Annotated in this window: 20 protein-coding genes; 11 read left to right on the top strand and 9 right to left on the bottom strand. The window is 55.8% G+C overall.

Going from position 1 to position 25,374, the window contains the following annotated elements; genetic code table 11:
- Positions 1 to 17: 17 nt before the first annotated feature.
- Both HG15A2_RS23540 and HG15A2_RS23535 read left to right on the top strand, forming a co-directional pair.
- Complete coding sequence (locus tag HG15A2_RS23540; protein ID WP_145063825.1) at positions 18 to 3,197, top strand: hypothetical protein; 3,180 nt, start codon at positions 18 to 20, stop codon at positions 3,195 to 3,197.
- A gap of 104 nt (positions 3,198 to 3,301) precedes the next feature.
- Positions 3,302 to 4,459 carry a Fic family protein gene (locus tag HG15A2_RS23535; RefSeq protein ID WP_145063824.1) on the top strand — a complete coding sequence of 386 codons (1,158 nt, stop codon included), beginning with the start codon at positions 3,302 to 3,304 and terminating at the stop codon, positions 4,457 to 4,459.
- Positions 4,460 to 4,513: 54 nt separating this feature from the next.
- Here HG15A2_RS23535 and HG15A2_RS23530 read toward each other — a convergent pair whose 3' ends face one another.
- Positions 4,514 to 5,269, bottom strand: a complete 756-nt coding sequence (locus tag HG15A2_RS23530; RefSeq protein WP_145063823.1) for an alpha/beta hydrolase-fold protein — start codon at positions 5,267 to 5,269, stop codon at positions 4,514 to 4,516.
- A 237-nt stretch (positions 5,270 to 5,506) separates the two neighbouring features.
- Here HG15A2_RS23530 and HG15A2_RS23525 point away from each other — a divergent pair, with 237 nt between their 5' ends.
- Together HG15A2_RS23525 and HG15A2_RS23520 are read left to right on the top strand one after the other, a co-directional pair.
- Positions 5,507 to 6,592 (top strand): glycosyltransferase family 4 protein, encoded by a 1,086-nt coding sequence (locus HG15A2_RS23525; RefSeq protein WP_145063822.1) that lies wholly within the window; start codon positions 5,507 to 5,509, stop codon positions 6,590 to 6,592.
- Positions 6,593 to 6,769: 177 nt separating this feature from the next.
- Positions 6,770 to 8,068: a hypothetical protein gene (locus HG15A2_RS23520; protein ID WP_145063821.1), complete on the top strand. Its 1,299-nt coding sequence runs from the start codon at positions 6,770 to 6,772 to the stop codon at positions 8,066 to 8,068.
- A gap of 8 nt (positions 8,069 to 8,076) precedes the next feature.
- Here the strand turns inward: HG15A2_RS23520 and HG15A2_RS23515 are convergent, their stop codons facing one another.
- Positions 8,077 to 8,907 carry a PEP-CTERM sorting domain-containing protein gene (locus HG15A2_RS23515; protein ID WP_145063819.1) on the bottom strand — a complete coding sequence of 277 codons (831 nt, stop codon included), beginning with the start codon at positions 8,905 to 8,907 and terminating at the stop codon, positions 8,077 to 8,079.
- 340 nt (positions 8,908 to 9,247) lie between these two features.
- Between HG15A2_RS23515 and HG15A2_RS23510 the strand changes: the two genes are divergently transcribed.
- Both HG15A2_RS23510 and HG15A2_RS23505 read left to right on the top strand, forming a co-directional pair.
- A complete protein-coding gene (locus tag HG15A2_RS23510; protein ID WP_315851210.1) occupies positions 9,248 to 9,718 on the top strand; it encodes a transposase in 471 nt (156 codons plus the stop codon).
- Positions 9,719 to 10,150: 432 nt separating this feature from the next.
- Positions 10,151 to 11,542 carry a DUF3466 family protein gene (locus HG15A2_RS23505; RefSeq protein ID WP_145063817.1) on the top strand — a complete coding sequence of 464 codons (1,392 nt, stop codon included), beginning with the start codon at positions 10,151 to 10,153 and terminating at the stop codon, positions 11,540 to 11,542.
- Positions 11,543 to 12,010: 468 nt separating this feature from the next.
- Here HG15A2_RS23505 and HG15A2_RS23500 read toward each other — a convergent pair whose 3' ends face one another.
- Positions 12,011 to 12,577 (bottom strand): hypothetical protein, encoded by a 567-nt coding sequence (locus HG15A2_RS23500; protein ID WP_145063816.1) that lies wholly within the window; start codon positions 12,575 to 12,577, stop codon positions 12,011 to 12,013.
- Positions 12,578 to 12,973: 396 nt separating this feature from the next.
- On the opposite strand from HG15A2_RS23500, the gene HG15A2_RS23495 reads away from it, so the two are divergent.
- Positions 12,974 to 13,741 (top strand): hypothetical protein, encoded by a 768-nt coding sequence (locus HG15A2_RS23495; RefSeq protein ID WP_145063814.1) that lies wholly within the window; start codon positions 12,974 to 12,976, stop codon positions 13,739 to 13,741.
- Between the two features lie 99 nt (positions 13,742 to 13,840).
- Here the strand turns inward: HG15A2_RS23495 and HG15A2_RS23490 are convergent, their stop codons facing one another.
- On the bottom strand, positions 13,841 to 14,251 hold the full coding sequence (locus HG15A2_RS23490) for a VOC family protein (RefSeq protein ID WP_145063812.1): 411 nt from the start codon (positions 14,249 to 14,251) through the stop codon (positions 13,841 to 13,843).
- 611 nt (positions 14,252 to 14,862) lie between these two features.
- On the opposite strand from HG15A2_RS23490, the gene HG15A2_RS23485 reads away from it, so the two are divergent.
- Both HG15A2_RS23485 and HG15A2_RS23480 read left to right on the top strand, forming a co-directional pair.
- Positions 14,863 to 15,114, top strand: coding sequence for a hypothetical protein (locus tag HG15A2_RS23485; RefSeq protein ID WP_145063811.1), 252 nt, complete (start codon positions 14,863 to 14,865; stop codon positions 15,112 to 15,114).
- Positions 15,115 to 15,380: 266 nt separating this feature from the next.
- Entirely contained in the window at positions 15,381 to 17,015 is a 1,635-nt protein-coding gene (locus HG15A2_RS23480) for a DUF7453 family protein (RefSeq protein ID WP_391483909.1), read from the top strand.
- A 358-nt stretch (positions 17,016 to 17,373) separates the two neighbouring features.
- Here HG15A2_RS23480 and HG15A2_RS23475 read toward each other — a convergent pair whose 3' ends face one another.
- Together HG15A2_RS23475 and HG15A2_RS23470 are read right to left on the bottom strand one after the other, a co-directional pair.
- Positions 17,374 to 18,033, bottom strand: coding sequence for an alpha-ketoglutarate-dependent dioxygenase AlkB (locus tag HG15A2_RS23475; protein WP_145063807.1), 660 nt, complete (start codon positions 18,031 to 18,033; stop codon positions 17,374 to 17,376).
- 81 nt (positions 18,034 to 18,114) lie between these two features.
- Complete coding sequence (locus tag HG15A2_RS23470) at positions 18,115 to 18,441, bottom strand: winged helix-turn-helix transcriptional regulator (RefSeq protein ID WP_218932202.1); 327 nt, start codon at positions 18,439 to 18,441, stop codon at positions 18,115 to 18,117.
- A 165-nt stretch (positions 18,442 to 18,606) separates the two neighbouring features.
- On the opposite strand from HG15A2_RS23470, the gene HG15A2_RS23465 reads away from it, so the two are divergent.
- A complete protein-coding gene (locus tag HG15A2_RS23465) occupies positions 18,607 to 18,843 on the top strand; it encodes a thioredoxin family protein (RefSeq protein WP_145063806.1) in 237 nt (78 codons plus the stop codon).
- Between the two features lie 432 nt (positions 18,844 to 19,275).
- The gene (locus HG15A2_RS23460; RefSeq protein ID WP_145063805.1) at positions 19,276 to 19,518 is read left to right on the top strand and encodes a hypothetical protein; all 243 of its coding nucleotides are present in this window, start codon (positions 19,276 to 19,278) and stop codon (positions 19,516 to 19,518) included.
- Here the strand turns inward: HG15A2_RS23460 and HG15A2_RS23455 are convergent.
- The 3 genes from HG15A2_RS23455 to HG15A2_RS23440 all read right to left on the bottom strand — a co-directional run bounded on the left by HG15A2_RS23455 (position 19,501) and on the right by HG15A2_RS23440 (position 25,165).
- Entirely contained in the window at positions 19,501 to 21,741 is a 2,241-nt protein-coding gene (locus HG15A2_RS23455; protein WP_145063803.1) for a PQQ-dependent sugar dehydrogenase, read from the bottom strand. The genes HG15A2_RS23460 and HG15A2_RS23455 overlap by 18 nt on opposite strands.
- A gap of 629 nt (positions 21,742 to 22,370) precedes the next feature.
- Positions 22,371 to 23,780, bottom strand: a complete 1,410-nt coding sequence (locus HG15A2_RS23445) for a PEP-CTERM sorting domain-containing protein (RefSeq protein ID WP_145063801.1) — start codon at positions 23,778 to 23,780, stop codon at positions 22,371 to 22,373.
- Between the two features lie 455 nt (positions 23,781 to 24,235).
- Positions 24,236 to 25,165, bottom strand: coding sequence for a PEP-CTERM sorting domain-containing protein (locus HG15A2_RS23440; protein ID WP_145063800.1), 930 nt, complete (start codon positions 25,163 to 25,165; stop codon positions 24,236 to 24,238).
- Between the last annotated feature and the right edge of the window lie 209 nt (positions 25,166 to 25,374).

Raw genomic sequence — 25,374 nt, 5'->3', positions numbered from 1 at the left:
GACCTACCATCGCTTTAATGCTAACCCGCCTGACACACGCCGCTATTGCTTTCGCCATCACGGCGGTTTGCTATCAGGTATACGCGCTGACGGTGGTGCCCCGCGTGCAACCGGCGACGGTGCGGCGGGATGTAGTGAATTACGACACGCCACGCGAGCCGACGCACAAGTATCGCGAGCTGCTGGCTGCGTACGTGCCCAAGGGGCATTGGTCGCTCTTGCGTCCGCCCAAGACATTTCAGAACGGTCAGACGATGATCGTGGCTGACGTGAAGGACATGGCGAGCGAGAATATGGGCAAAAGTGGGAACGGCGGCAAGAGTGCCGGTGTCAAAAGTAATAGTGGACAAATCCGAGTTGAACGCTGTTTATTGCTAGCGTTCCCTAAAGGTTGGCAGCTTGGGCAGGACGCGCCCCGCAATGCGGTGATTCTCGAAGCGCCGCATGGGGCGGTCATTCAGCTCGACAGTGGTGCGAAGCTAGGCTCGGCAATGCTGGGCAAGTTTCAGTGGGGGCAGCTCCTAGGTGACATTACCATCCGCAGCGACATGAACGAGCCCGGTCCGCAGGACGACTTACTCATCACGACGCGTGATCTTTACATCAACGAAAGTGGCATCAACACGCACGAAGCGGTCGAGCTGCGTCTCGCAAGTCATTATGCCCGCGGCAAGGGGCTAAACGTGGCGATGCTCCCGCCGGGGGACGAACGTCGCCGCGGTTCGAAGTTGGGGCCCTTTGAAACGCTAGAGATCACTGAAGGCGTGGCCGTCGATCTGGCCGTAGACAATGTGAAGTGGCTAAAGAAATCCCAGACAAGAGCGATGCCGGCCACCGGTTCACTCACGCTCGGCGATGCATCAGGTGGCCCGCAGCTCGCGGCGCCTCGATTCGACAGTGCGTCGACTAGCTCAAAGAATTCTCCGCAACCGCCGCCGCCGGTGCGCATTCGCTGTCAGGGTGCCTTCACGTTCGATTTCCTGAATTACATAGCCTCCTTCCGCAAAGACGTGCAGATCCGCCAGGTGCATCCCAACGGAACGCTCGATCAACTGCTTGCCAGCGAAGTAAATCTGTATTTTACCGAAGGCACCAAGCCTGTCGGAAGTTCTGAAGACCAGGGGCTAAAATCCTATCGCTTCGGCACGTTGCAACCGGCCACCGTCGAGGCCAAAGGCGCACCCGTAAAGTTGGATGCCCCGTCGCAACAAGCCACCGCCCGTTGCGAACGCTTACGATTGATGCTCGATCAACGCACGATCGTTGTCGATGGCGGCGATGAAGTAACGCTTACCTTCCGCGGTAGCGAGATTCACGCGCCGATGGTGCAGTACCAACAACCACCGGAAGGCTCATCCCACCAGTTGGGTAACTTGCTGGCCGCAGGTGGCGGTTGGCTGAAAGCGGTTGTCGATCAGCGACGACCAAGTGAATCGCTCGATGTGAGCTGGAAACGCTCCATGGAAATCGTCCGCCGTAAGGGGCAGCCTGTTCTGTCGCTCTTGGGACGTCCTAAGCTGGCAATGCCCGGCGTGGGTCGGCTGTGGGCAGAGGACTTAAAGCTCTATCTTAGAGAATCTACGGCGAAATCGCCTGCCGGTTCAAGCACACTCAACTTGAGCGATCGTGTGCGACCTGAACGCATGGTCGCTACAGGGCACGTGGATATCCACTCGCCGGAAATCACTGCTGAAGTGAATGAGCTGTCCCTGACAATGCGCTACGAAGACTCGTTGGACCAAGCTGGCCAGCCGACCGGTCGGCAAACTTCCTCTGGGCAAAGATCGGTGCTCAACCGGGACGGTAAACAGCGCGGTCGAAGTTACGGGATCACAGGCAACAAGTTGCAAATGCAAATTGCCGTGCGTGGAAAGACTCCCGAGGTTTCTAGACTAAGTGTGGACGGCAATGTGTTGTTCCAGGAGTATCTTGCTGGCGGTGCGCCTGATCGCCAGACGCCCTTGCGCATCGTCGCCGGCAACCTAGAAGTAGAGAATGCCGACACACCCGATGCACGCATTATGATTCGAGGTCGCAAGCAATCAGGCGGCCGTACATTACCAGCAGAGATTGAGGTGCGCGGCACGAAGATTCGCGCTCCCCTGCTGACGCTCAACCGAGGGTCCAGCAGTGCGGAAATTAACTCACCGGGCGAAATCGAAATGCTGTCTGATCGCGACTTCAACGGTCAACCCCTTGCCAATCCACAGTCGACCACGATCACTTGGCAACAAGCGATGAGGCTCGCAGGCGACCGGCTTAGCTTCCGTGGCGATGTGCGTGTTCGCAATGCGAGTGGCTGGCTACAAACCAAGCAGCTCTTGGCGCGACTGACTAACCCGGTGAGTTTTGACGGAGCGGCAGCCGATCGTAAAGTCGAGCTGGCTCAGCTAGAATGCACCGATGGTGTGCTGGCCGAGTTCGACGATCGCGACGCTGCCGGACTCACGTCGCATCAACGAGTCGAGCTGCAATCTCTGAGCGTCAACCAAATCACCGGCGACATTTCTGGCGAAGGACCCGGCAGACTGGAAAGCGTCCACCTGAACGAAGGCAGTAACTCGCTCGCTCAACTTTCTGGCGGCTCGAAGAACCAAGCGGCCAGTCGCAACGATTCGGGTCAACGCCTGCGTTACTTGCGAACCGATTTCACTCGTGGCGTGCAGGGTAACTTGCACAGCAAGCGTGTGAAACTCATCGGCAACGTGCAAACCGTGTACGGCCCGGTCGATGCTTGGGAACAACGCCTTGCTGTGTCGGGGGTCGACGGCCCGGGGCCAAACACCGTGTGGATCAAATGCGATGAACTAGAAGTTGCTGAGAGCCCAGCCGGCAGACTGTTCGCCCCACCCGGCGGCCAGAGGCTGCCCACCAAGATGGGCCCCTTGGAGCTTACTGCTCAAGGCCGTGTCGTCTTCGAAGCCCAGCACCCCACGAAAGGTTTCATCAACGCGCGCGGCAATCGCTCAACCTACGACCAGGCCAAGACGCTCTTTGTGATCGAAGGCTCGCCGGTGAACATCGCTCACCAGGCACACGTCGGCGCACCCTTCAACGAAAGCACCGCCAGCAAACTGCAATACTGGGCAAACACCGGCGAAATGAAAGGCAGCGGCATCGAAGGCAGCGGCCTATTCATGGATTTCGACAAGTTTAACGTGGGGCGGGAGAGTAAGAATGAAGCGGCCAGGCGTTGAGATGGGGCTCTGCAGGCCCAGTCTTGAATATCGCCACCTTGCAAATTAAAATTTCATGGCATATATTTTAATTTGGTGACCCCAGGTTAAAATCTCTTTAACTCATGAAACCTGAAGACTTTACTGCTGAAAAGCCGGGCGAATTACGCCGCTTCGTGTCGTCCAACACGGGCGAGGAGGGCTGGCTATTCTTACCAGCTGCACTACCTCCTGACTGGGAATTCCCTGCCTCACTGTGGCCATTGTTGGCCGACGCCAAGGAGACCCTAGGCACTCTCAATGGGATTGGTCAGACCCTACCTTCGCCGGATCTATTGCTCAGGCCCCTCCAAAGCCGTGAGGCGATCAGTTCTTCGGCCATCGAGGGAACATATGTCGATCCGCGTCAGCTTCTTCTCTATGACATCCAGCCGGAGGAGCCAACCTCGGAAGAAGGCCCCCGAGCCGATCAGAAGGAAGTCTCGAATTACCGGAGAGCTCTACAGATTGGGTGTGAGCTGACCGACAAAGGACCGATTCTCAATCGCCATTTACTAGCGATGCACAAACTTCTCATGCAGGGAGTTCGAGGGGCGAAAAAATCACCCGGTGAGTTCAGGCGTATTCAAGTGCAGATAGGTTCGCAGGGGAAATACGTTCCGCCACCTCCAGGCGATGTCCCTGAGATGATGGCAAAGCTCGAACGCTATTTGAACGAACCCGATGAAGGATTCGATCCGCTTGTGCGCAGCTACCTCGTTCATTATCAGTTTGAAGCGATCCATCCTTTTGTCGATGGCAACGGGCGTATTGGGCGCGTGCTGCTTGCTTTGATGACGAAGCAACTTCTCGGCCACCAAAATCCCTGGCTCTATATGAGTGCATTCTTTGAACAGCACCGAGAAGAGTACGTGGAGCTGCTACACCGTATTAGCACACGCGGGGAGTGGTACCCGTGGATTGAGTTCTGCTTACATGGCTCGATTGCACAAGCTCGAGATTCGATTATCAAGTGCGAGAAAATTCGCCAATTACGTGATGAATATCACGAGCGTGTGCGAGACACGGCAACACCCAGAAGCCATGCGATCATCGACGATTTGTTTCAATCCCCTGTGATGACGACTAGTCAAGTTGCGGAATATTGTAATGTGACTTTCCCCACCGCACAAAATGACTTGCGGCGCTTATGCGAAGTTAAGATTCTCGTCGAGGACGACGATTCACACCCGCGAAACTACTATGCACCTGAGTTGCTGCAGATTGCTTATGAGGATGCTTGAATTCGATACGCTTTCCGGATCGCGGGGCAAGCTCAGCGGCTAATCGACTCTTGTCTAAACCACCCGCCGCCGCTCCGCTTCCAACCGCTCCGCCAAGAACGCCATCGCCGGTGCTGCCATCTTATTGTGGTATGACCAGCCCGTTGCTTCAGCGGTAATGTCAAACTCCCCTTCATAAGGCACGCCCAGCGAGTACAGTTTCATCCGCAGACGCTCGGCCGAGTCATGCCAGTAGTAGTCTCCTGGGTCTGCACAGAACCACTGGTTCCGCGGCCAATTCAATGGGTGAATGTGCAGCGTCGCCGTGTCTTGCCGACCGGATTCTACCTCGCCATACATTTTTGTTAGCGCAGGGTCTCCCAGTCTTCCATGGGACAGCTCGATATGGATTTGGAAATCAAGCGCCGGCGCAATTGCCGCGACCACAGGGAACACATTCGGGTGCTTGTAAGAAATCCGTAGCGCACCTTGCCCGCCCATTTCGCAACCGAAGAGGGCAATCTGCGGTGGTACGACCTGCCAATGCTCCGCCAGCCAAGGCACACACGCATCGAGGACAAAACGCTCGGCTGTTTGCACCGTATCGAATGGCTCGTGAATCCGATCCGCCCACCAGCTCTCGCCCGTCAGCGGACACAATACGCGAAGCCCGTGGCGCTCGAACTCATCGAGAAAGGCACGGTTCTCGCGCAGGCTCGATTGCTGGCGATCGTGCAAATAGAGCACCGCTTGATTGTGCTCGCTCAAGTGCGCTGGTTCATACGTTTCACAGGCGTGCCCTGCGATTTCGATGTCGGTCCAAATACCCATGAGAGTAGCCTAATCCTGGAGACCTAGGGTTGTCGAGCGTGTAGGGTAAAGCGAACAAGCTATATCGAAAATAAGAACCGCAAAGAATACGAAGGACACAAAGAGAGAAAGCAAAGAGTGAAATACTTTGTGCCCTTCGTATTCTCTGTGGTTGAATAGGATCCCAATTCTAGGACGCTATTGCAATAATTCTCTGGGCAGTAGCGATTTCCCCCCGATCCCGCTAGATTCCCCTTCATGGCCGCCACCGTTCTCCATGTGATTTCACGCCTCGACCGTTATGGCCGATCGCAGCCACTCCGCGGAATAGCCAAATCGCAAGCAAGTGAGAATCAGCCAACAAGCATCGTCGCCTTCAGCGCAGATGAAGCAATTGTCAGCGAGTTGGCCGACGCCGGCATTGAAACGCACATTATCCAGCGTCGCGGCAAGTGGGACTTCATCGCTATGGGACGCCTCGCAAGGCTCCTTAGCCGTTTGCGTCCCGCGGTCGTTCACACGTGGGATGCCACCGCTCTGATGCAGGCAAAACTCACGATGCCACGGGAATCGCGCTTGGTCCATTCCCTCCAAGCCGCCGAAGTGCAACTCCCTTGGGCCGTACGTTTGATCCACGCGCTGCGCGAGAAGTTCACCACGATCGTCGCCCCCGACGAAACGCATCGCCAGTGGTGCGAAGGGCAGGGCGTCCCGGGTGATCGAGTCGTAGTGATTCCCCCAGCGGTTGAGGTTCCCAGTGATCTCAACCCCGAGCCAACGCGCAGCTTGCTGCTGAGCCGTTTAGAACTCCCAACAGACACAAAGCTCATCGCCACCGCGGGCCCCTTGTTGCGCGACGAAAAACTCGACGAGGCGATTTGGTGCTACGAGCTTCTCCGTGTGTTGCACCCAACTGCACGGCTTGTCATCATTGGCGACGGCCCTGATCGCGCCCGCCTGGAACGCTTCGCCCGCTTGGTGAGCGACCCTTCTTGCATTTACTTCCTCGGCGAGCGAAGTGACGCCAAAAAACTGATCTCCACGGCTGATGTGTTCTGGCAGCCGAGCCTCAGTCGTTCGACACCGCTAGCGCTGCTCGAAGCGATGGCCACGAGCCGGGCCGTGGTGGCCAGCGACTTGCCCGCGCACCAATCGGTCATCGAAGATGGCAAAACCGGTCGACTCGCACCGATTATTGATCGGGCGAAATTCACCAAAGCCTCGCACGAATTGCTTGAAGACGATGCCATCCGCGAACGCATCGGCAGTGCAGGACGAGACTATGTGCGCGAGCATCACAACCTGCAAAGCGAACTGGCTAGCTATCACAAGCTCTATCAATAGTGCCTTATCAGGTTGTTGGCATGGCTAGCAGAAACGATGCTCTCCGCGGCAGATCCCGCTTAAGCTGCGCAGCCGGAAAAGTCGATGTAGTGTGCAAGGTCTTACATTGAGGTTGCTTATCTAGTCTCCCACTGAAAGGCTTCTGCTAGCATCCATACCGCCAGGCACGACGACATCATGACTCGCAAAACAAGAAAAAAGGCTCTCCCGGGTTTGCTGTGGAGCATCTTGGCGCTTTCGCCATGGCTACAAGCAGTTCTGTTGGTGAGTTCGTCGGCTGCGCAAGAGGCAATTCTAGGAAAGCCGCCGCTAGATGCCGGGCCGGTGTCCAGTATCGCAGTGCGCACCGATACGGAATTGTTTCGCTACATGCTCGATTTTCAGAATCGGCAAAACTCCAAAGAAGTGGCTCTGCTACTGAATCACGACACCTGGGGCGACGACCAATTGACGGTTACCTTGGGAGGCCAAGCGAGGTTCTCGCTGCTCGCCGCCACAACGAACACTGCCGACAAATTTTCGTATCTAGGCCGGTTTCCAACGGATTTTTCAGGCGACAGCGCCACCGACGCGCGCGTCTTGCAAGCCAACACAGCAATGACGGTGCATGCCGGTTCCTGGGTTAATTTCTATGGGGAGCTGCTGTTTTCCGATGTGTTCTCCTTCGCAGACTTCAAGCAGGGCAGCCTGCAGACCCGTCAGGCGTATGCTGTGTTTGGCGATCTGGATGTGACACCGTGGTACGCGTTTGTTGGTAAGAAGAATCTTTCTTTTGGCGACATGAGTACCCTCAGCCCATTCACTCAGGCGGTTCCCTGGCATTATTTCGGTGCGCTGGGAGAGGGCATAGGAGCGGGCTACGCAGGTGAAAAACTGCACGTCGCGGTGCAAGCCGTCAATGGAAGCCGTGGAATTCGCGTGGCCGATTCCGAAGAGAAAGGCAAGCTGAACAACGTTGCTGCCAATGCGATCTACACCATCGATATAGCCGAATCTTCGCGGCTCCAACTGGGCAGTAGTTTTCTCCTCGGTACCATCTACGACGGAAACGTCGCTGAGCATCTCGACCCGGCAGTCTCAGGCGAAACCAATTCAGCCTACGACATCAATGCCCTCTTGCAAGTAGGGCAATGGAGCTTCGCTGGCGAATTTGTCTCGACAGTTGACGATTGGCCCGTTACGAATCACCCCGTACGAGCCTACAAGACGGAAGCTGCCTATGACACTTGTCTATTCGAAACGCCAAGCCGGCTTTCGGTGAGCTGGAGCGAAGGCATCCAAGGCGACGAAGGAACCGAGTTCGAGTTCAACAACCAGCTGGTTCTCGGGCTAGGAATGCAAGTCAGCCCGCACGCTTTATTGACTGCCGAGTACGTACGTAGCATCGGTTTCGCACCACTCCTAGGCATCACTACGGTGAGTGACCGCGATGTGGTCCAAAACAGCGCAGTCTTTGGTGCGACACTGGTATTCTAGAATAGCATCTAGATACTGTGCACTCTCCCTTGGCGCGAAAGCAACCCAAGCATCGTAAGCAGCAAGCCGGCTAGCAGCAGCGTGCCCGGTTCGGGTACCGTAGCGGCGGTAGCTCCAGATGCAGCAGCAATCGCGGCGTCCCAACCGGCAAGTTCTGGCACCGTCTCGCCGAACTGTGTCTGCAAGCTCAGGAAGTCCAAACCACTAGTCGCGCCATCGTCGTTGACATCTCCGCTCGCACTGTCGCCGAAGCTGGTGCTCCACATCGCCACGTCGCTGGCTCCCACGGTATCGTCCTCATCGAGATCGGCAAACGGCGTTTGTCTGGCTAGGGCGCGGATCTCGTAGTTGAAATAGTCTGCCGTGTGCGGTCCAGGCTCGTTGTGGCCGCGCATGTATAGCCAGGGACCTGCCCTCATGACGAAGAGATCCATCGGCTCGCCTTGCCCTTCAACGCCCGTGAAGCGAAACGCATCGAACGGCGCGCCAAGAGGTAACGGCTTGCCGTCTAAGCCACTGAGATTCAACGTGGCGTCGAGATCGATGCCAGGAAACGCAGCTGGGTGCAGCCACACGGCATCCACATCTTGGAACTCTGCATAGTGGCGGAACGCTGGCAGCATAGGGCCAAGGCTTTCGTACCCTTCGAGAAAATCAAACGTGCCAAGAATCGCACCCTCAACTTCCCAGCCTGCGAATCCGCCCGACTGGTGCAACCGACTGTGCCGTGGTAGGAAACGATAACTCGTGAGCCGATCAGGAGGCAAAGCCTGAACGCGCGTCTGGAGAACCCAACTCGCCAGCAGCACAAGAACTATCGCAATAGAAATGCGTTTCATCGCAGCAACTCCTCCACAATGGCCCCTAACCCGAGCCGCTACCCGATTCGGTCAACTGCATGGTAACAAAACACGGCGAGTGCGTGCAACAGAATTCGTGAGTTGCCGGATAACGACCACGGCGGAGTGAATGGGGTTGGTACTAAATGCGTTGCGAAAAGCTAAGTGCCAAGTTGCCTCAGCGTTTCACGCTTGTGCTGGTTGTGACAGACGTGCGAACAGTGGGTAGAATCTAAGGTTGGCACTCGCAGGAGCAAAGCTCCGGACGTTTGCCTAGCCCAGGCCGAAGGCCTGGGAAATGGAATCAAATCAATCGTAGGGCCAACGGCCCGGCCATTTGATGAGAGATGAGTGCATGCCCCAATCACTCGCTAAGGTCTGGATTTACATCGTCTTTTCGACAAAAGTGCGTCGACCTCTCCTTCAAGACGCATCTTTTCAAGGGGAAATGTGTCGAATGCTCTCATATCATGTGAGCGAGTCGAGTTGCGTCAGCGCATCAGTCGGCGGGCACGTTGATCACGTTCATCTCCTCGTTGGGCTATCTCGCACGATCACGATTGCTCAATTGGTCGAGAATGTGAAAACCGAGACATCGAAGTGGGCAAAGAAGGCGGCAGGAGGCCATCCTGAGTTTTCTTGGCAATCGGGCTACGGTGCTTTCTCCGTGAGCGAATCGTTGTTGGATTTAGTCGACCGATACATTCGAGATCAAGCCAAGCACCATGAGACGCTGTCATTCCAGGACGAGTACCGCCGCCTTTGTGAAAAACACGGCATTGAAATTGATGAAAGGTACGTTTGGGATTGAGTTTTTGAGAGGTTTTCTAGAAACTCGCCCCGAATCAAATGGCCGGACCGTTGGCCCTAATGATGTTTTGACTATTACGCTTCCCAGGCCTCCGGCCTGGGCTAGGCAAAGCACTCGCCCTTTGGCCCGAATTGCAAAGGCGTAGTTGGGTGAAAGCAGCTCTTCAAAATTCCCTTCATGCCGCAGCGTTTTACGCTGGCGCAAGCTCGCTGGGTGCAGATTCCAGCGGAGGTTAGGGTCACCCCCGCAGTTTGCCGGTTCGAGGCTTCTATCGTAGATTTCTCGCCCTAAGCAAGCTCCCCCCGCAGTATTCTTAAACTTACAGATTTTGGCTGTCGGGACAGTGGCTCTCGTGGTGAGTCGCTAGGTAGCCACGTGCTGGTCGCCATTGAGAAGCGGCAAGCGAAACCTCTCTCTCACTGGAGAATCAAGATGCCACGCCATACCGTCCAACTTCTGGCCGTCCTTCTCGGCATGTCCTTGCATCAGTTCGCTACCGCGGCTCCCCTCTACAAAATCAGAGATCTCACGCCTGATGGGTACTCGACATCCGTTGCTTACGACATCAATTCCAGCGGCGACGCGGTCGGCGTTGCCGGAACGTTTGCCAGCGGTTCGCTGGAAGAAGCGTATTTTCTATACGATCATTCCGAGGAAACATCAACCGTATTTGGCGTTGGCGCGGTGGTGCCGCATGGCAGCTTTACCGGATCCGGTTTTCGCGAAGCAGCCATCAACGATTCTGGTCAGATCGCTGGGACGGCCCGATTTATTGGTGGTTCTCCCCAACTCCGTGGTTTTATTTACAGCGGCGGTGCAAGCGGTTCGTTTACCAACTTGGGCGTGCTCCCCGGCGCAACAGCCACCGGAATTCGGCCAGCTTCGGATGCGCTCGACATCAACAGCTCGGGTATCGCAACGGGTACCGCGACTTCTGGAGCAGGCACGATCAATAACGAAGGCGACAACCTCGATGTCTACAAAAGCACAGCCTCGCCGATCGTCGATATCGACGGCGACATCACAGTAGTGACGCGCGGTGATCGCGGGCGAGCAATCAACGACGCGGGTCTCGTCGCTGGATCCAACGAGAGTAGCAGGGCGACGCTGTTCGATGGTCCCATGGAGACGATTCTGCTTGCGGGCACTCCGTACGCCAGCGAAGCCTCTGTTGCCATGGACCTCAACGATTCTGGCATGGTCGCCGGTTCCGCCATCGCGAGCAACGATGCGTTCATCTACGATTCCTCCGACAGCTCGGTGACGGTCATTCCGCAAATTGGAACGGGCAATCGTATGAATGCCAAAGCGATCAACGAAGAGGGTGATGTCGTCGGACACGGCGACCGCGACGGTGGTCTCAGTGGGCAGGCACGCGGATATGTTTATCTTGGTGAGGATGCCACCAGCTACATCCTGGAAGACCACATCCTCGACAAAACCGTCCCGGCAGTTCCCGGCCTGGGCGATTGGGGAACTCTTCGCACGGGATGGGGCATCAACGACAGTGGCTGGATTGTTGGCAACGGCGAGCGACGCTTCACCGGCGCTTCGTTTCCTACCGGCCGCGCCTATCTGCTGATCCCCACGGTCGTGCCACCCAACGGCGACATCAACGACGACGGCCAATACACAGGAGCCGACTTCTTGGAGTGGCAACGCGGTGTCGACACGGGGTTGTACGACGCAGACGACCTGGCCGATTGGGCCGCCAACTACGGTACGACATCGCTCCAAGTGTCTATCGGAAACGTCCCGGAACCGTCTGCCGCGGTGCTATTGATGCTGGCCGGCGTCGCCGCGTTGACCGTACGGCGATCCTAAGTCTCGCACAGAAATCAAAAAAGGCGCGAAGGGCATCGCCAATTCGTCTACCCTCACGATTGTAATTGACGTTCGGACTCGACGGAGAGCAGCACTTGATTTCACTCAGGACTCATCTTCCGCACATCCTAGCCCAAAATCGTCGCTGCAATCGAGAGAGTCTGCGTTGGGGAGTTCCCTTCGCTTTCACTCTTTGAGTTGCGCTATCTTGGTGTTCTTCGGGCCGAAGGCCCAGCGATTTACCTAGCCCAGTCCAACGGGCTGGGTAAACGTGGCAATCAACCGCAAGGGCCGAAGGTCCGACAGTTTGCTCGCCGTCGTCTTGCGGTAGCAGTAGTGTAAACGACCGGGCCGTTGGCCTTAAATGAATAGCGCAACTTCAAACCTACGCTTCGCGCTTGCGATCGCTACAGCATTGTGACACTCGCATTAGACACATAGCTACAGAGAAACTCTCAGTAGACGAAGTCAAACGCGGTGTGATCGGCCTACGTGCAATCTTCCTCGCGGCCAATTCAAGAACAACGCGAGTAGCAAGCACACCCCAGCCGACGGTTCGGGGATAGCGTTCCAAGTTCCCGGCACCTGTTCATTGAACGCCTGCCCTGCGCCCGCGTCATCGATCTCTGCATAGTCGTCGCCATCGTCGATGCCGTTCCAGTCGGTGTTGATGAGTTCACCCAAGGTTACGTCTGAGCCCGGAGCGAATCCGCTAACAGTAAATAGCCACGATTCGATTTCTCCATCGACATTAAAAGTGAAAGTACCTGAGGCCGCGCTGCTGGGTGTGCTTGGCGCCAGGGTCAACGGTCCGGCGCTGAAAGAGTAGTCCACGATGTCGGTTTCATCGAAGGTTCCCATGGGAACCGGCGCCGTGGCGAACTCCACGAATCCCGTTACAAAGTCCGCCGTGGTGAACGGACTACTTGCCGTACTAAACGGCTGCCCGACGTACTCGTAGACCTGGGCGGCAGGAGTCACCTGCCCAGTCAAGAGAACGGGGAGGAATGCGAATACCGTTGCGATGCGGGGCATGATTGGGTCGCCTTTTGAGAGGGGTGTTCAAGTGGCCCTGAGGTAGCGAATCCATTCGCCGTGATTGTAACCCTGCGACGGAGCCCGGCCAAGCTATTTCGTGCTACTCCCAATCAGCAATCTCGTTGATCCAGCCAATCTGGTAATCCGGTCTTGTACCCACCCTTAAGCCCGCCCCGAAATCAGTCCTCCAGTAGCCCCCAGAAGGGGAAGGCTTGAAGGCAGAGGGACGGTTCGAGTTCCAGTTTTACGGATTGAAACTATTGCGCTGGTGGCCCGATGCAACGTCTTGTGGGTAACTATTGATCAGACCAGCGATTCTCGAAGTACGTTTAGATAGTGGACTCATTTTCGTCAGGCAGAATTCCTTTCCCGCCCGATCCCTGCGAGGTCGCGATGCTCTCCAACCGCCGCTCACTAGTTTGTACGTTAGTTATCCTCTTCAGCAGTACAACGCTATGCGCCTCGACCCATGCCAAGCCGAAAGTAGGCTCGCCAGAATGGCATCGGGAGTTCGATCGCAAGCAGGCAGAGTTTGATCGTAAGTTCGATGCGGCCCACAACAAGCGCAAAGCCGCGAAAATTTGGCCATCCACCAAGACCGTTCCAACAAAGCGAACACCCGCTTTCAACGCGGCGGCAGCTCCGACGCCGCTGCAGTGCTTGCTCGCGTTTCGTAAGGCAGCCACGACGGCGACTTCCGCAGAGCAGTTGTTGCCTTACAAATCGAGAGTCCTCCGCGAGAACTACCGAACCGCGAAGGGCTGGGGCTCGACTTACGACAATCTTGCGCACGACAAGAGCATCGTGCTAGGTCTCTACCGCATCGACAGCATTCACATCAACGGGGATACCGCCTCCTTCAAAGTCCTGAGACAATCAAAGCCCGGCAGCAACAGTTACAGCTCAGGCTCCTTAACGATGAAGGGCGAGGGAAATCGCTGGCGCATGGATTCCTACAAGGACAACATCAACTGGGTGGGAATGCCCGCAGCGTCGAGTAACCTCAAGCGAGGATTCCCCATCTATCTCGAATCGTATCTCAGACGATTGAAGCATGCCCAGGAAGCGCCAAAGTCAGAACCGCCCAAGTTAGAAACAGATGCCGGGGCCGATGCAGAGCCGACCGAACAGCCGTCGCCCGCGCCGCAGCCAGCGGAGTGAGGCTCATCGAGACGTCTAGTTCGTCTGGGGTACCGTTGCGATTCGTGCAGTCCTTGCCATGCCGAGAAGATGGCTTGATAAAACAACGAAACGCAATGTCTATTCGGTGATGTTCAATTGCCAGGAGACTCCAAACTCGTCTTCGACCCACGCGAACTTTTTGCTGAATGGGTACTCGTTCAGTGGCATGAGAACTTTGCCCTTCTTGGACAACACTTCAAAGTACTTCGCGAGCGCCTCTTCATCGGAGTTCTCTACGTAAAGCGAGACCGCCGGCGTAAAGGTCCAGTTATGCTCTCCTGGAATATCGTTGCACATGACCCGTTGTCCGTTGAGAGTAAACGCAGCAATCTTCACGGTCCCTTCTTTTCCCACCTCGCCAGGGCCATAGCGTTCAACGGAAACGATTTGCGAGTTCTCAATGAGGCCCACGTAGCGATTCATTGCCTTCTCAGCATCGCCAAAGAAGGCAAGAAACGGACTAACTCTAGGTTCTCTTGGGTTTGCCATTGGTCTTGTCTCCTCAGACTGAGACACGTCGGTCACGGCTAAAGAAAGAGCTCCCGCAGCTCCCACCGTAAGTACTTCCCTACGACTAATGCTGGCCATGTTCATCGCCTCCCCGTTGGACTCATGGCAGTAGACTAGCGCTGCCTAGAAAGTGATAGGCTGTAGCCCTCTACCAAATTGTACCTATCTCGAAGAGCGTTTGCTCGTCACGCACCGCCGACTCCCCCAGTGCGTTCGGCGTGAAACGCTGAGGTTGCGGAGATTGCGGCCTCGGACGATGAAGCTGAATCAGGTTGGCAAATGCCATTTCGGAGCCCAGGTCGATGCCCCTTGGTCAGATACGGAAGTGGCCAATCTTGTGCCTGGAACGTCGATTTTGGCCGATTATTGGGCTGCTATTTGAGACAGAGGTCATCGACACCGCCGGGAGTAAATCTGCCCAAATCGCAGCCAGTTTCGACGCGTCGGTCGATGAATCTGACGCGTCGAAACAATTTCCGATTCAGACGTTATTCTGGTAGTCTACCATAAGATTTCCTGCAAGACTTCAGATAGCCTCTCGAACTCTAGCTAGAGTTTAATTTGAAGACCTGAATGCCCTGGAGTAGACGATGAACGAAGCTCAGAAATGCTCAGAGTGCGGGGGCAAACTTGAAACTGGTTTTATTCCAGATATTTCGATGGCGGCTGCTTTCAAGACTTCATGGCATCGAGGTGAAGCAGATGACAAGACGATTTTGGATTACGTGAAATACGGCCCCGGGCTTAAATACGACCGCTCGAAAGTAATAGCGATTCAAGCTTTTCGCTGTACACAATGTGGTCTTCTGAAAATGTACGCGAATCCTTCGACTTCGGATTAGTGCCCGTACCTTCTACGACGCGTCAGCCGATGAATCCACGCAGTTTGGCGATTTGCTAAATCTACTTCAGTCATTCCGACCTTAGCGGATTCGACGGGACCGCTTTTGCCCCAGGTGACCCACCGACGTGAGTTAGCAGCAATGGTCGGCATCGACTATACTACATGCAGAACCGCCACAGTGGGTGGCTGGCAATTGCCAGAGTGTGAGGCGGCTAGTTGAAGTCATCTCCAATACCGCTTTTAGATTCCAACACGTACAAAGCCATGCATCATCTAATCAAACGACTAGTGGTGCTCTTGTTCTGGGTGACGCTTTGTGCCTATTCAATAGGGGTCGCTGTTGCTCGTGAAGGCTTACATACAGTTGCATTGACTGGCGATCAAGTCCCGGGAGCTCCTGCCGGAGAGACTTTTACCAGGTTCGCCACGCCGGCACTGAATGAGAGCGGCCATACCGCGTTCCAGGCAACTAGCCGATCGAGCCCAATAGATCCATTTCAAGTCGCCCTTTATAAGCAAGATTCAATTGGGACTATTTCTCTTGTGGTCAAGAGGGGAGAACCTGCGACGGGAGTCAGTGGCTCGCCAGTTATCAAGAGTTTTGGATCATTGTCTGCGGCTCCAGTCTTGAACGAAAGAGGAGATGTTGCTTTTTTTGCTGAACTCACATTAGATGGGACGAGTACGGCGGTATTTAGTGACGGGGGCACTAACGGATTGGAACTGCTGGCACGAACTGGAGCCTCAGCCCCAGGCGCCAGTAGCGATTTGGACTTCGTAGTAATAGGCACGCCCGTCCTTAACGATGATGGGCTGACCGCATTTAGTGCCGGGTTGAGTCGCTTCCACACGCCCGGGCGAAATGGCGATGGGATCTACGTTGGACAATCGCCAAGCGACTTGAGCCTCATCGCACACGTCGCCCATATCGATTCAGAATCCAAGGTTGGAGATGACGTAGTTACGTTGTTCGCTCCTGTTATCAATAACAATCGCCAAGCGGCCTTCTTCGCTGGCACGGGGGGGTTTTCGCCCCATAGCAATGGTTACGTCATCAGTGCGGAACAAGGTTCCGAGTTACAGTCATTCGGCGAACCAGGCACACTAGCCCCAGATGTTAACGGAGTTGCTTTCAGTGGCGTTTATTCAGACCCAGGTATCAATGACGCGGGCCAAGTTGCATTCGTCGGAACTCTCGATCCTGAGGAGGTCGGCTATCCAGAGTACACAGGTGTTTTTATGGGAGAACACTCAGATAGCTTGAGAGTTGTTGCTCGTGGAGGAGATCCCGCGCCAATGGCTGGCGATGGCGTCCACTTCACTGGTTTTTACCCTCCCCAAATGAGCGGAAACGGTGATGCTGTGTTTCTTGCGTTTTTGTCAGGGCAGAAACGTGGAGTTTATAGCGGGTCCTCGACTGACAATCTACGACTCGTAGCAATGGGAGGCGACGAGGCACCAGGGTTTGACGGTGGTCGGTTCGGTTCGTCAGTTGGTCTGCCGGCAGTCAACGACAACGGTCAAGTTATGTTCGACTCTTACGTGTTAAACGAAGGCGGTGAAACTATAAGTAGAGGAATCTGGGCAGAGGACAGATTTGGGATACTCCGTCTTGTCACGCACACAGGCGACATACTTAATGTTAGCGATGATCCTTTCCTTCCTGATTATCGTGAAGTGCGAGGCTACAATTTCCTGGTCGGAACTGCCAACCAATCAGGACGGCCAAGTGGCTTTAACAATAAAGGGCAAGTCGCTTTCTACGCTTGGTTTACCGACGGTACATCAGGCGTTTTCATCTCCAATGCCGTCGTCGTACCTGAGCCAAATGCCGGTGAAATACTGGGGATCGCACTTCTAGCAGTTGCGGTTTCACCATTCTCTCGTCGCAAACGGTAGATAAATGTAATTGCATTAGCAATGGCTCAGTACGCAGTGAAATGTTTCACCGGCAGAATCTCTAAAGCATTGTGCCTGACCCACGAATCTACGGTCCATCCGAATCTACTGTGCGGCGGCACTTCGACCTATTGCATGAAACCGTGCTTTGCCAACCTGCGTCGGCGAGTATGTCCGAAGCACCTTAGAGATATATGGCTATGTGCGTTCGGCGAGAAACGCCGAGGCAGATTGGCGACATTAGAAATCACCCGCTAAGTGACAGAGGTTGTGCAAACCGCTGTCAGTTTGGGCACCAATTTATCTAACCCCTGAGTGCCCCGCATTGGCCACTTAGCGCAAAAAAAACACACAAGTCTTAACAGTCCCCTAACCCGGTTCCCAGCGCCCGCAGCGTTACCGAAATCCGCTTCCCCTGATGCCGGTTAAACCGCGGCACTTCGTGTGTCCACGCTCGGTTGGTTTCGAACGGCATGACCAGCACGCTGTGATTAGGCACAGGCAAATCGAAGGTGCCTTTGCCGCGCCAGGGTCGCAAGCGAAATGTCCGCTCCTCACCAAGCGACACGGTTACAATTGGCGCGCCTTCGAACATATGCTTAGTAGAATCGCGGTGCGCGCCGATGTAGTGGCCCAATGCGCCGTCGTACCAGTTGAGCAGCAGCGCGTTGAGCTGGTCGTGAATGTTCTGCTGGCACCAGCGGACGAGCGGCGTTAGTAGCTCAGGCACCGGCAGCGCCGGCATGGTCTTGCCGGAGTAGTGATAATCTTCGCCAAAGGTCTGTTGCCAGCGAGGTAGCTTTACTGTGCGACCGTGCAGGAAGATCTCCGGGAACTCCGCAGGGCGAAGTTGCCAGAGGGCCTCGAAATCTGCGGCGCTAAACCATAGCTCCTCGGGCAGCAGGCACGTAGAGACAAAATGCCCGTCGCCCAAGTCATGCGTGGCAAGGCGTTTCATGTCGGTTCTTTCTCGCGGCACCTGCCTAGAGCGCCGCTGGTAGGCAGTCCACTCGGGCATGTTGTCTCTGTCCTATCCAGGGTGCTTAGCACCAGAGGTAACACCCGGTTTGCCACCTGCACTTCAGGCACCGACACGTTATCAAGTCTTGAACTCTTCTTGCAGCAGCTCGATTTGGCTGAGCACTTCAAGGAAACGCTCGCCAAACGGGGTGAACTGATACTCGACGCGTGGAGGAACTTCGGCAAAGCTCTGCTTTTCGAGAATTCCGAAACGCACCAGCTTCACCAAGCGCTCGTTGAGCACTTTGGTCGTCAAGCCTTCGGCAGTGCGCTCAAGCTCGCCAGGTCGGAGGGTGCCTTGAGCGATCTGCTCTAGGACATGCATTGTCCATTTGCAGCCGATGCACTTTTCAAACATCTCGGCAACCGTAGGTGGCCGGTTGGTCGTCTGCTCTTCCGTGTTCATAAGACCCTTTCCAAAAGGTACCTGCCGTACAAAAAAGTGCCCAGTTGTTGGGTTGGTTCGCGCAACTACGATTGTACTCAGACGGTGCAAGTCACTCTGGCTGCCCCCTCTGGTCAGACCTATTTGGGCTGATCCACAATTAATCGGTTCCTAAGGAAACCTACGATGAGCACAACAGCCACATTCTATCACGCCGGTTGCCCAGTTTGTGTTGCCGCCGAACAGAAAATCGCCGAATCGCTGGACACCAATCGATACGACGTTGAAATCGTCCACCTGGGAGAGGCGAAGGAGCGAATCGGAGAGGCAGAAGCCGCGGGAATCATATCAGTCCCGGCCCTGGTCATCGATGGCCAAGCGTTTCACATCAACCATGGAGCTGATCTGACAGACTTGAAGTAGTTGAATTGGACGGCGCTTCTCAACTTGTGGTGGGTAGGCAACCCCACGGCAGAAACTTGATGAACCGCAAAGGGCACAAAGGACGCAAAGAAAAACTAGACAGGATGACCAGGATTAACTGGATTTCCATCCTGTTGATCTTGTCAATCCCGTCTAGTTTTCCTCCGTGCTACTAACAGTTCAAAGTTTTGTAGCTTGCGCAAATTATTCTGACATCGTTCGAGGCAATACTGCTTAACTCTAAACCAGCAAAGGACTAACACCACGCAGAGGCGCTAATGACGCAAAGCATGACAAGTACGCCCAGAGGGCAGGCACAAAGAGTCGAAATGTGTCGACCCTGCGGGTCTAAAATAGAAATGATGGAGTGCTGCGGTGTCTGACGACACCGGCTAGGGGTGTAGTGACCCTCCGGGCCAAGAGAGGAGGCTCATGTGTAAATGCCAGGACGCAGAGAATACGAAACTTATCTACTTTGCGCCTTTGAGTGAAACTAACCTTGGTTGCGGCAACCAGCCGCGCTGGGCTCTCCCCAACTTTGATAACACCGCTCTGGGGTTCAACATTGTTTGCATGGGGTTTGCCTACCCATCAAAACTAGCATGCGACGCGGAAGCTACGCATTGCAGCTTCGCCGCGGCCCAAGTTCAAGACCTCTCAGGGCTTACGCCTTAGTGGGGCCAACGCAAGACTTGCAAGCAGCAACAACCCAGTAGCTGGCTCAGGCACTTGTTCCGCCGCTGCCAACGCACTGGCATCGTTACCATACTGGTCTTGCCAAAGGGGTACGAGCGACGGGTCTGCAAGTTGAATAGCCAGGAGATCAGCGCCATCGACATCCAGGTCGCGGTCGAAATCGGCGCCGAAGGTGACGATCAACTCGGCCGTGTTGACTCCCAGGCTAATGAAGCCCACGAGTTGGCCGGCGATGGATGGAATCGTGACACTGTCAAACTCGCCGACGAGACTTTCTGCGTTCAGGAAAGTGAACGCATCGCCTGCGCTTGGTTGAAAGCCGTCGATGAATGAGACATCGAGCGTGCCATCAATCGCCGCAGTACCAGTAACCGCAAGCAGGTCGTAATCTTCGACCGCACTTGTCCCACCGATTTCCACGGCCAGCGTTGCGCCTTCGACCATGGTGAACGAATCCTGCACGGTGAGTTGCCCGGTAGGGAAGTCCGTTGTTCCCGGTGCCACGGTGCCGCCGGCTTGTACGGTCAGATGCGACATTGTCCCCTGGCCCCCCAGCGTGCCCGCTTTTACGGCCACTTGTCCGGCTAAACCGTTGACCAAAAGCGTGCCTCCGCCAAGTTTTCGTAAGCTGTGATTGGTGGAGTCCGCTGCGAGGGTTGCTTCAATCGTGGCTGTCACGCCTGAATCGACGGTGATGTTTCCTGAGAGTACTGTGAGCTGAAAGTCTGTCAGCGTGTAGTCCGCCTGAAACGTCACGGCGGAAACGGTGCGGTCGTTCCCCAGGTTGATGGTTGATTGCGAGGAGCCTGCCGCAAAGATGGCGTGGTCTTCGGTTACAATCGCTTGATCGACAGTATCGCCACGCGTCCAATTCGCGTCGGAAACCCAGGTCGTACCGTTTCCAACAGCGCCCGCACCTGCGTCGTCGCCGTTCCAGATGGCGTCCTGCGAAGCGCTGGTAACTCGGAAAACGTTACCACCCCGGGCAGTTAGATAGAGATTACCAGCATCGTCTTCGCCGAAAGAGCTAATCTGACTGAGCGAGCCGGCATCGGGCGTGAGGTCGTTGTTGATACGCGTGACCGAGGCGCTCGGGTCAATCGCGTCGGGGTCAAGCTTCCAAATATTGCCGGAGCCGATATCTGAGAATAGGTAGTGTCCTTGGAAGTGCTCAACGGGGCCTCGGTAAACATGACCACCTATAACTGTGGTCCCCTGCAGTGCGCCGTTTCCGCGCGTGTAGTCGTGGATCGGATCGACATTGCCAGGCGGCTTAGGACCGCCAACTCCGGGGGTTGCGATGTCGCCTTCGCGGAGACGCCAACCGTAGTTCTCGCCGCCGGTACTATCGGCAGGCTGGTAATCGACTTCTTCGCGTTGCCCCTGACCGACGTCGCCGATCCACAGATCGCCTGTCGCGCGGTCGAAGCTCGACCGGTATGGGTTTCGTAAGCCGTAGGACCAAATTTCGTCGTCACCCGTGGCATTCACGAAAGGGTTGTCGGCAGGCACTGCGTAATTGCGCGTCGCGTCGCCGATAAAATCGTCCCCGTTCACATCCACGCGCAGCATTTTACCTAGCAAGTTGTTGGTAATGTCTTGGGCATTGCCGATGTTTGCGGTATGTCCTGTGCCGCTGTCGTTTCCGCTTCCGCCGTCGCCGGTGGCGATGTAGAGATGATCATCATTGGGACTAAACCCAATCCAGCCGCCATTGTGATTGCCTTGTGGTTGATTGAAGGAAAGGATTTCATGCTGGCTGCTGAGGCTTGCACTCGTAGCAGTTAATGGGTTGGGACCGTCGGCAGTATAGCGACGGATATGCGTATCGCCGCTGCCAGCATCGGTCGTCACGTTCACATAGAAATGGCCATTGTTGGCATAGTCGGGGTCGAACGCCACGCCGAGCAGCCCTTGCTCGCCGCCGGTTGCTAGGCCGGTGAGCTCAATGAATGGCGTCGCTTGAACCACGCCGGTCGTGAGATCGAGAATCTTGATGCGAGCATCGTCTGAGTTGTGATACTGCTCGGCAATAAACAGCCGTTCTGTGTCGCCTGCCGGAGCGCCGGCATACAGCGGTAGCGTGAGCCCCGAAGCAACACGGACGGTGCTAGTTTGGGCGACGGTCGATTGTGCCAACGTCATGGCAAGCGTCGCGGAGAATACAAAACTCTCTATGGATATTAGTAAGGTGCGCAGCATGACGTTCTCCCTCTTCTCGTAGAATGCCCGCGGTGCCGGCGCGAGCGTGATGTTCCGTTCTGCCCAGTATAGCCGAATTCAGAGGCGAAAACTTGAGTTCGTTCGAACAAATGCATTCACGCCACAATACACGCAACGCGTCATTGTTGTAGTGAAATCGCCGGCAGAGGATTGTTGGTGACACGATCTGCTAGCAATCGATCGCTCGCCGGCATCGTCCCGATGCCGCGCTGCTCACAGGGTTCGTCACTTCTCACACCCAGGCATTCTTTTCACACGCACGGCGCCGCTCGCGGCGACGGCCAGCGTGCTTTGAACTTGGAGCGCTCATTAGCGAAGTTTGAATTCTTGAAGTGAGTTGCGCTGAGGGCTAGTTACGCTTGCACAGGTTTAGGAGCGAGAACGCACCTAGTACTAGGTGAAGCGTCGAAGGCTCGGGGTCGAGGGAGAAGAGCCCCTCATTATTGAGCAAGGCTCATGCCATGTTGTTGGCGGTTTCAACGCCGAATTTGCTCTGGGCGCTGCAGGTACCAAAAGCAAAAACCCCCGACCTATGAAGGTCGGGGGTTTTGTAGTTCAAAGCCGTTGAAAAGCGAACAGCTTCATGGCGAAGTTGCTAGGTCGGAAACTCACACGCTCCGACGACCACGTCTGAAGACGCAAAAAGCAAACGACACGAGGATCAGGCTGCCAGTGGCAGGCTCAGGAATCAACGCGAAGCCGGACCCCGTGAGGAAGTATCCGCCCATGTCGTAGTACTGAGCTGCGTCGTAGATCGAGTCCTCGGTGTGTCCACCGAAGCTGCTGATCTGGGCGAAGTACATGCCAGCGGCGAGGGTGCCGGTATACGTCGTTGAGAGCGTATCGACGGATTCAGTGCCCGTGGCGAGGGAAGCCAATGAGCTGTCATAGATTTCAAGAAATCCACGGAGTGTCGCGCCGTTGTCGGCGACGCCGGGGGTCAGCAAGTCGTTGCCGTTGTGAAGTGTGAGAGTGATAGGATTGATGCCGTCAGTCTGGAAAGAGAAGTAGTCGGCCGTGTACTTATCGAAACCAATGGGGTCGAACGTGCCGCCGCCTTGGTCGATCGGGTTGATCTGTCCGCGGTGCAAGGGGTCGTTGACATCGACGATATCGCCGGTGATGGGCAGGTCGGTGGCGGTGATGAAGCTGTGGCCGATGCCGCTGTCGGCAAAGGTCATGCCTGCGTTACCTGCGATAACGGCGACATCGTTCTGTTGGAACGGGTCGTCGTTGTCGTCGTGGGCGGTACCGACGCGGAAGGCGACACGTTGACGGCCGCTGGCGTTGCCCATGGTGGGAACGTAACTGCCGGGGCCAGGGTTGGTGTCGCCGTTGCTGTATTCGTTGACCAACCCGCCGGCGGTGAAGTCGCCCTGGTGCTGGAGCCCGAAGGTGTGGCCGCCTTCGTGGGAGGAGATGTTGCCGATGTAGGTTCCGTCCTGGACGTCGTCGCCGTTGTTGACGTCCTGGGAGAACATCCAGTTGGTGTGCTCGCCGCTGCCGGCGGCGGCGACGGAGTCGATCACGTTCAGGCCCGCGAGGCCGTCGGCCGAACCCTGCCACCCGGCGTTGCCGGGAGGGCCGATGACGGTGTGCATCATGCGGGCCTGCGAGTCGTAGAAGTCTTTGCGAACGAGGTCGTTGTCCGCTTGAGTGTCGGCGGGGTTGACGAGGGCGGCGGCGGGGTCGACCGTGGTGACGTTGACATCGAACGAGCGGTACTGGTTGGCCATCGCGGCCCACATGGCGCTGATCGCGTCCTGGTCACTGGCGGTAAACGTGTCTCCGGGAGGGGCGTCGCGAAAGCCGAGATTCGTGCCCGGCGTTTCGCCGATCCAGTCGCCGTCGTAGGCAAAGCCCGACGGGTCCAGATAGATGGTATAGGCAGCACCAGGTCGGCTGCTGAGGACCGGCACGCTGTCTTGAAGCGTTGTAGCCTGGGCTAGTGGGGAGCTTACCAGTAAGGCACTGGCGACCAAGGCCATCGCAAAGCGATGGAAAACATGCGATTTCATTAGGCTGCTCGATTCTCAAGTATGACGCAGACCTTCCTCCGACCCTGCCCATGCCGAGAAGGAGGAAAATCCCGCTATTTAGGAATTGTTAGCCTAGTTATCGCCAATTACCGAGTCAAGCATCCGGCTAGAATTTACAGAAATAGTGCAAAGTCGATCGGTTTTTACTCAAACGGACTTCGTAGACCGTAACAAGCAATGCGCCATTGCAGCAGATAAGTTTGCCGGCAGAGAATTGTTGCTGACACATTCTGCTAGCAATCAATCGTTCGCCGGCATCGTCCCGATGCCGCGCTGCTCGCCCGGTTTTTCACATCTGACAATCGGGCATTCTTTTCACACGCACGGCGCCGCTCGCGGCGACGGCTAGCGTGCTTGAGCAAGGTGCGCAACATTGTGGCGATGCCGCAAACACTCACTGAACTTGAAGTAAGCATTGCATTGCCGTAACCGCGCTAAAGCTTGTTACGGCCTACTTGGCTCATCACTGCCGCAAGCAATAGTAGTGCCAAAGACGTGGGTTCAGGTACGGCCCCAGTCGAAGAATACACTGAGGAGACGAGGGCTCCTTGGCCGTACTCCGTCTGCCAAGTCGGGATCAGCGAGGGGTTGTTCACTTGCAGCGACAGGAAGTCTGCGCCATCGACATCGCCATCGGGTTCGGTATCAGCCGTGCTGCCCGTCAGGTCCAGCAGGAAGCTACTGTTGGCGAAGATATCGCCCTCGACATCAAGCGTCACGATTTGCCCGTCGACATCGACGTCTTCGATGAACTGCACAGGTAACTCCAAGAAGGCGTCGATCATGGTTAGCGATCCCGACATGCCGTTGGGCGTAAAAGTGATCTGGCCCAACGTACCTGGCGATGCGTTCCCGATAACCGGTGTGTCCGCCAAGTCGATGGTATCGTTGACCGCTCCGGTAGAAACAACCGTTCCTTGGTTGAGCGTGATAATGAACGCCGAGGCATCGAACTCATAGCGAATCGCACCGGTGGGGAGCATCGTCAAGGTTGCCGGTGGAGTAAGGGTCGTAACATCGGCCACAGCATCGTTCACCGATACGTTGACACCGAAGTTAGGTGGTGATCCCAGGGTGAACAAGAATGAACTTAACGGTGAGACTTCCGCCCCCGTGACAGTAAAATCGGCCGTAGTGGGAAACCCACCAGCGTTCCCGAAATCAAAAGTCGCATCAATGGTGCCGCCTAGCATCTGCGTATCCGTATCGCTGAAGGTAAAGCCAAACTCCGTCGAAGCCTCGATCGTAAGGCTCGACTGCTGCTCATCAATCGTGAAGACCGTATCAGCCGCACTGGCACTCGTCGCCAAGATGCTGACAAGAAATGCGCTGAGAATGGAAAGTGATTGAAAGTTGGCAGTCATCGGCAGCTGCTTCCTAGAAGAGGACTCGTAGGGAATCAAAATGCGGGAACTACATACTAGTTGATGACGGCCCAGCAGACAACGAAATTGCGAGAAATCGACCGCAGAGTAAGTCGCGAGTTTTTTGACCACGTATAGTGCAAGTCTTGCGAATCGCCTTTCGGCTCGTGATACCTTGTGGGTTCATCTCAACTTCTGGTGGGTAGGCA

The sequence above is a fragment of the Adhaeretor mobilis genome, from assembly GCF_007741515.1.
Classification (GTDB): Bacteria; Planctomycetota; Planctomycetia; order Pirellulales; family Lacipirellulaceae; genus Adhaeretor; species Adhaeretor mobilis.
This window is presented reverse-complemented; position numbering and strand designations above follow the sequence as displayed.